7 protein-coding genes are annotated in these 7,096 nt (G+C 45.3%); 3 read left to right on the forward strand and 4 right to left on the reverse strand.

The features are described from left to right. Positions 1–1,316 (forward strand): LodA/GoxA family CTQ-dependent oxidase (locus tag IQ260_RS24740; RefSeq protein ID WP_193995748.1); only part of this gene is annotated, 1,316 nt, incomplete at its 5' end. Continuing rightward, positions 1,316–2,377: an NAD(P)/FAD-dependent oxidoreductase gene (locus IQ260_RS24745; protein WP_193995749.1), complete on the forward strand. Its 1,062-nt coding sequence runs from the start codon at positions 1,316–1,318 to the stop codon at positions 2,375–2,377. The genes IQ260_RS24740 and IQ260_RS24745, both read left to right, overlap by 1 nt. 263 nt (positions 2,378–2,640) lie before the next feature. On the opposite strand, the gene IQ260_RS24750 is transcribed toward IQ260_RS24745, so the two are convergent. After that, positions 2,641–2,982 carry a YlcI/YnfO family protein gene (locus IQ260_RS24750; RefSeq protein WP_193995750.1) on the reverse strand — a complete coding sequence of 114 codons (342 nt, stop codon included), beginning with the start codon at positions 2,980–2,982 and terminating at the stop codon, positions 2,641–2,643. Further along, positions 2,979–3,371: a PIN domain-containing protein gene (locus IQ260_RS24755; RefSeq protein ID WP_456152058.1), complete on the reverse strand. Its 393-nt coding sequence runs from the start codon at positions 3,369–3,371 to the stop codon at positions 2,979–2,981. Before IQ260_RS24755 ends, IQ260_RS24750 begins: the two co-directional genes overlap by 4 nt. Positions 3,372–3,952: 581 nt before the next feature. On the opposite strand from IQ260_RS24755, the gene IQ260_RS24760 reads away from it, so the two are divergent. Then, on the forward strand, positions 3,953–4,495 hold the full coding sequence (locus IQ260_RS24760; RefSeq protein ID WP_228016406.1) for a group II intron maturase-specific domain-containing protein: 543 nt from the start codon (positions 3,953–3,955) through the stop codon (positions 4,493–4,495). Between the two features lie 232 nt (positions 4,496–4,727). Here the strand turns inward: IQ260_RS24760 and IQ260_RS24765 are convergent, their stop codons facing one another. Next, positions 4,728–5,633, reverse strand: coding sequence for a NotI family restriction endonuclease (locus IQ260_RS24765; protein ID WP_193995751.1), 906 nt, complete (start codon positions 5,631–5,633; stop codon positions 4,728–4,730). 5 nt (positions 5,634–5,638) lie between these two features. Then, the gene (locus IQ260_RS24770) at positions 5,639–6,802 is read right to left on the reverse strand and encodes a DNA cytosine methyltransferase (RefSeq protein ID WP_193995752.1); all 1,164 of its coding nucleotides are present in this window, start codon (positions 6,800–6,802) and stop codon (positions 5,639–5,641) included. Between the last annotated feature and the right edge of the window lie 294 nt (positions 6,803–7,096).

Genomic DNA, 7,096 nt, shown 5'->3' on the forward strand with positions numbered 1-7,096 from the left:
CCCGCTCGGCCGCCTGGATCGCCAGCGCGCCACCCGACTACGCCCCGCAAATTCAGCCCATCTCGACCCTCTATGATTTAATTATCGGTGCCGGTAGCCAGCCTGGCGACTTTTCCTCCGAAATCAGTTTGGTTTTCTCCCTGCTATATCGTTTTTATCGTATGCAATGGGTCAATGCTGGCGATTTTCTCGCACCATCATTCCGCGAAAAAATTGACAAACTGACTGCAGACGGCAAATTCCATTGTCTCTACTCCAGTAGTCCGGACTGTGCCCCTGTCCGACAGGAAATCTTCGACCTATTTCGTGACCCTTACTATTCGATGGCGAATGAGCCGGTGATTCCCAACAATCAGACAACTGATTTAACCCAGGTTGATAGTGGCAAAGATGACCTCAAATTCCCTACCTACCCAGGCGATGGCATCAATTATCCCGGTAGCCCCGCTCAGTGGTTTGCCATCCCCCCCATGCTTTACGAACAATTGCGCAACTGGAAAGATGGTAAATTTGAGACGCCAAAGCATTGCAATTTCACCAATATCGATGAGATGGGGCGTTTTTATCAAAGCCAATTTTTGGATGCGGCAGCCGATCCTGCCAAAAGTGGCTTACTCATGACCCGTGCTGTACTCGAAACGCTTTATGGTGGCGGCTTCCATCCCGGTGTCGAACTTACGTGGCCCATGCGCCATCGTCAAATGTACGCTGAAGACAAACGCACCTACGATTTTGTCCACGCGAACGATGGCTACTGCTATGGATTTTATGGTCTATGGGAAGTTCGTCTCAACGCCGCCACGCCAGAAGAGCAGCAAGAGATTTTTTACAACGATTTCGGTTTTGAAATGGTGCCAGAAGATATTCAGAAATCGCTTGATCCCAACGACAAAAATTATTGGATTTGGAAATCCACTCCCGGTGACTTGACCAAATGGATGGGAATCCCCTGGCAATCTGATGCAGGTAGCTGTCAGACGGTCTACATCGACACGCAATATCCCGTACCCGCCTGGTGGGCAGCTAACCTACCGGTAACGGTATTGACCAAAGAAAGCATGGACAAAGTGCGGCAAAACGAAATCCTGGAAGAGACACGCCGCTTTATCTATGGCAATCGTTTGCCATGGTTGCAAACGACCGATACCGGCTTTGTCGGCTACCATGCGGAAGCGGGTTACCAAAACGGGCTGATCGCTATGGTCTATCAATGGAAAAATATTGGCGTGGTTACCGGTCGACTGGCCGATACCGACCTTGATAATGTGCCCGATATCGTTTACATCGCCTATGACGGTAAAGGTGGCATCCATTAATGTCATCACTTCGTGCCGACGTTGTCATTATAGGCCAGGGAATCGCAGGCTTATGTCTAGCCTGGCTTTTACAGAAAAAAGGCATCAGCGCTATTCTCATCGGCCTTAGCAAAACACCGCCAATGATGGCTTTGGCAGAAACGTTGCCACCGTCATCATTGGTGCTTCTAGAACAGTTAGGACTCAAGGCACTCTTTGAGCGGAGCGCCTTGAGAAAAACGTATGGTTACCATTCCCTTTGGGGCACAGCCAATATTGTTGATACCAACTTTTTCGTTCACCGCCCCTTTCAGTATGGCTTAAAATTGGATAAGCAAAAACTGCTGATCGAGCTGGGAAACACCCTGGCACAAAAGGTTTTAGCCGTAGACCGCTGGTCTGATTTTGATCCGATCCAGCGCACACTTCGTATTCAACGCGACACAAAACAAGAAACAATTACAGGAAAAATTTTTGTCGATGCGACTGGCCGCAGGCGTGCCCTGTTAAAAGCGCTCCGCATTCCAACTCAAGAATCAGATCAACAACTCGCTTTTACCTGCCACTTACCTCGCATTCGACATCCTAAAATCAAGCATGAGGTCTTTACAGAGCTGTTTGCGCAAGGGTGGGGCATCGTTTCAGGATTGGATGAAGAGACAAATGTCCTAACCTTATTTACGGAGAAAGGTTCTCCCTTGGCCCGTCATCTTTGCGACTATACGAAATGGAAAGAAGTATTGACTGAAACGCAAATATTACAAGACTTTCTGGTTAGCGATCATGCCGTCAGGGTTAAGGTAGCGACTGCCAATTCATCGCGTGCCGCCCAGATCGCCGGTCAAAACTGGTTGGCGGTGGGCGATACCGCCATCGCCTTTGATCCGCTCTCGTCCCATGGCATAACCAATGCGGTCTATACTGCATGGCAGGCACAAGAAGCAATTGCTCAGACTTTGAAATCCGATCTCCAAACGCCATTAGTTGAGTATGCCCACACTCTTGAAAAGATCTTTGCTACCTATCTACATACGCAGCGACAGCTAAAAAAAATTGGTCGGTATAATCCCATTACTGGGTGAACATTCTGAGGCAGACCGCCACCTAAATATTGGTAAAAAGAGAATTTTGGAGTTTCTTCAACTCCCCCGAACGACTCTGAAGAGGTCACTTCTGCTCTAGTGCAAGCTTTACCCCTAAACCTATTAGGGTAACACCTGTTATCACCTCCAGTAAATTTTTAACGTTTGGCTGTGATAAAAATCGTTTAAGCCCTCCAACAAAGGTGGTTACGATAATTAACCATTTTAGTTGATAGTATTTGCTCCGCCGCACCAACGCAGTGTTAGGCATCACCACCTGAAGTTGCAGTGTCTTGTATCCTTTGCTGAAGGAGCGTAACCGTATTAGCGTCCAATTCCTTTTCAGGTATGACTGTTTCTCGTTCAGTCAGTACAGTTGCAATTTCAGATGAGGAAGCCTTTCCTAGATCTTGTATCAAAGATTGGAATGATAGTTCTTGTTGTCGAATCTCTTCTTTCGGAACTTCACTAACAGAATAGGCAAGGGTTACCTGTCGTGTCAGAGCATAGACAATATATTGATTTAAGGAAACACCTTCACCTTCTGCCAAATTAGTTAGTTGCTGGTGTAGTGTTTCTGGTAATCGAAGGGTTAATCGACTCATGCTTCACCTCCATTTCTTGCTAATTTGACGACCAATTCAACTGGGGTCATTACCTGTAAGCCCAGCGACGCTTCAGCATTTCGAAAGTCACGAAGATTGGACGTAATGACTATTGCTCCTGCATTCATGGCACAGTCCACAACTAAATCATCACCTGGATCCGGTGAAGTGGGTCTCCACGAATAGTAAATTGCTGCAAACTTACAAAGGTCTAGCAATTTACCTAAAACGGGTCGAAGTGTTTGCCAACGTTTTTCGGAAAGCTTACGGGATAAAACATCGACGTACTCGTAAGCAAGGGCATTAGAAACATAAACGGTTAACAGATTAGCCAACCATGCATCTATGACTAACCAGCAGCACCGCCCTGCTTGGTTAAACCCTCGAATACCACGTTTGTATCAATCACAACCCGCAAAGATGAATCAGTAGCCATGACACTACTATAGCACCGTATTTAGTGTCATTGTTTTATTTGGCAGCTACGATCACTAATCTACGGGGATGGTGAAGCAATGGGTTTGAGCTCGATACTCATGTCGGACTCGAAAGCGAGATCCCAAGGGGCGGAGTTGAAATGGGATCTCGTCCGTATCGACTTCCCACCTGAAGTCACCGAATCCAGGAAAGTCCGAAAGTATTATCCACGAAATACCGCCAGGTGCATGGCAATCAACACGGGCCTGATAAACATTTGACATGAAGTGGATGCTATTCTTGCTTGTGCTGCTTAATGTGGAGTTGAGCGGTGGTCAATATTTTTGTTAGACGGTAGGTCAGGGGCGTTGTCCGTGTCCGCATCAAGAACTATCTTAGACTGCGAATACTTACTTCACGGAATTTGTGAGCATGGTGCGGTCTCCAAAATTTATCGGTGAGGCATTAGGAAGTTGCAGCTGAGACCGCACCCTACAGCTTGCTGACGTTACTGGTGATCCTGGTCAAAAGTATGCGAGCAGGCAAGCGGGTAATGGCTAAGATCAGCCGATACCTCACCCAGAAGCTGAGGCTGAAGGTGAACCGGCAAAAGTCACAGGTGGTGAATGTCCATGCCTTGGAATACCTTGGCTTTAAGTTCAAGGGAATCCGGGTGTATTGGTCAGACAAAGCCTTTGCGGACTTCAAACACCGACTCAAGGGATTAACAGCCCGCAGTTGGAGAGTCTCAATGGAATACCGCCTGGAGCGCATAAACCAGTATCTGCGAGGCTGGATGGGATACTTTGGCATTTCACAGTATTATCACCCGATACCAGAGCTAGATGGCTGGTTGCGACGGCGCATCCGGATGTGTTACTGGAAACAGTGGCGCAGACCGCGCACTCGCATCAGCAAGCTCTTGGCCCTCGGGACGGATAAGGGCCATGCGATTCGGACGGGCATTAGTCGACGAGGCTACTGGCATCTGTCGAGAACGCTGGCGACCCAAAGTGGGATGACCAATGAGTGGTTAGCACAACAGGGATTGTCGTCGATACGTGACTTGTGGATGAAAGCCCAAGGCTACGTTTGATGACGCAGGTTAGTGTTTGCTCCGTGATGTTGAACCGCCCGGTGCGGACCCGCATGCCGGGTGGTGTGGGAGGGGGATTCGTGAGGATTCTCCCTATCCCGATTAGGCTTTTATGACATCGATAACAATTCAGAAACATCTAAAATTCCTGCATAAATTAGCGGTTAAATAGAGAGCATTTGAAAAACAACTGAACCTCAGTAAACTCATGTCGTAGAGTTCCCACCCATGTTTAGATTAAACCGAGCACACGACGTACAGCATTATCTAAATCTTCTCCTGATGGGAGGTTTGCACCAGCGATAAAACGACCAGAAAATTCCTCTAATTCAAACTTTATCTCTCGCTCAAGAATCAGGTGGCGCTGTTGTCCATGTTCAACTGGGCTAGATAAGGAGTAAGTGTGGACGGTCAAAACATCTGGTGCATTTACATCCACAAGTGGAATATCAGCTCCTATAACTCCTTCAAATTTTTGGTATACGATATCTGGGAGCACAAAGTATAAACCACTCGTGACTAAATCTGATCTTGAATAAATTAATCCCTTACGAATTAACTGGGGAATCAAACGTTTATGAACATTAGCCCAATTCATCCCATGTCCAGATTTGGGAATTATCGTATCTGATAAGGATAAATTCTTATAAGCGTACCAGTTGTCACGATAATTTCCAGTAATGTCAATACTTTGAACTTCAATGCCTACGTACTCAATAAGATCTCCATGATTGACTTTAGCTAGTACCCAGTCCATGGAGAGGCTTGTCCCCAGTTTTACTTCCTTGCCCGATGTTTGACCTAAAGCAACAATGCACTCTGAAATGTTATTTCGACGTGGAATATATTCCTCATAGGTTAGAAATTCTAAGCCACTTCCAAATGAATCATGCGCCACTCTTTTTAATGAAGCATACCGATTTTCATACATACGGTTAGGACAAATTATGCAGTCTCCATAAGGAGAAGTAACACTGCATGTACCATAAGTGATAGTTCGATCGTGGTTTGTCTTAGTGCATGCCTTTTCAATAAAAGGACATGCCCCCAAATTCCATAGGCTACGGCTTACATTAGATAGATCATCTGGTGCATATCCAAATATTTCAACAATATCCTTACTCGGCCTCTGCAACATTTTCTCTACCCACCTATCATTGACTTTATTGATTTCCCAATGGCTTTTGCCATAAGGGGTGGAACCGCATTGCCAACCTGTTCATATTGTTGGGTAACACTTCCTGTAAATTTATAGTGATCTGGAAATGATTGAATACGCGCTGCTTCACGTACTGAAATTACTCGATCTTGTTCAGGGTGAAAAAAACTACCCCAATGAGGATCGCATTTAGTTAGCACAGTCGAACACAAAGCATCAGGATGTAATCTTCCGTAACGTTTAGTATGATCACTGCGGCGTGCTCTTTTCATCCCAGCAGGCAATAGATCATAAGGAATATCGCGCCAGCTTCCGCCTTGTGGAATGTACTTTAACCTTTCCAGATTTACTTTTCCTAAACTTGCACAGCTATGATTCCAAACTTTATATGAGCAATGCCGTAAATTAGCTTGATATTCATTTTTCGGATCTTTTGCATAGTCCAGTGCTTCATTTCGACTTCCACTTTCAATAGGTGGCAAGTCAGAAATAGCATCCCATACAGTCGTATGTGCCTTTAAGACTGAAGCAAAGAGGGGAAGTATATCAAAGCATAACTCTTTTGCTCCTGCAAAATTTGCTACTGCTTTAGCATTATGTGTAGGTTTTGGAAATTCGATTTGCTTTTCACCTTGTCTAATACCGATAAATATCGTCCTGAAACGCATTTGTGGCACACCGTAATGTCCGGCAAACAAAACTCGATGCTCAACAGAGTATCCCAAAGATTGAAGCACGTTGTAGATTTGTTTAACTACTGTGCCTTTGCCAAGTTGGATAATTCCAGTAACATTTTCAATCAAGACTGCTTTGGGTTTTAAGACAGCAGCAACTCTGAGAAAGTCTTTGAATAGGTGATTGCGTTCATCATCAAGTGTTCTTACAGGTGCATTTACTGAAAAGCCTTGACAAGGCGGACCACCTACTAATAAGTCTAATTCACCAGGCTTGAGACTGAGCTTTTGTCTCAAATCCAGTTCGCATACCTGGCGAACATCGCCAACGATAAGTTGTACATCGGGATTGTTCTTTTTATAGGTTTCTGCATACTGCCCAACCATCTCATTAGCCAATATGGCTTGGAAACCGGCCATTTCCAAACCACACGATAAACCACCTGCACCAGCAAATAAGTCAATAAATTTCACACAAGCAAATTTAGAACATCAATAGATCTTATCAAAATCGGAGGGCAATCTATTGGTTTCAATAACTATATTTCAGGCTTTGCGGATGAGTCTTGAGATGAACTATGGGTCTGATGACTTTAGACGGGACTCACTCGACTGAATATCAGCCATTTGCTGCCTAACCACTCACGGTTCGCTAGAAAATATAGGAGAATAGCGAATAGCGTAATAATGCCCAAAATCGTATCCCAGCCAAGCAATGGCCCAGTTGATCAGTAACGAACGCGTCGATGATATCCCACTGCTATTAAG

The organism is Leptolyngbya cf. ectocarpi LEGE 11479 (assembly GCF_015207065.1).
Classification (GTDB): domain Bacteria; phylum Cyanobacteriota; class Cyanobacteriia; order Phormidesmidales; family Phormidesmidaceae; genus Leptothoe; species Leptothoe ectocarpi.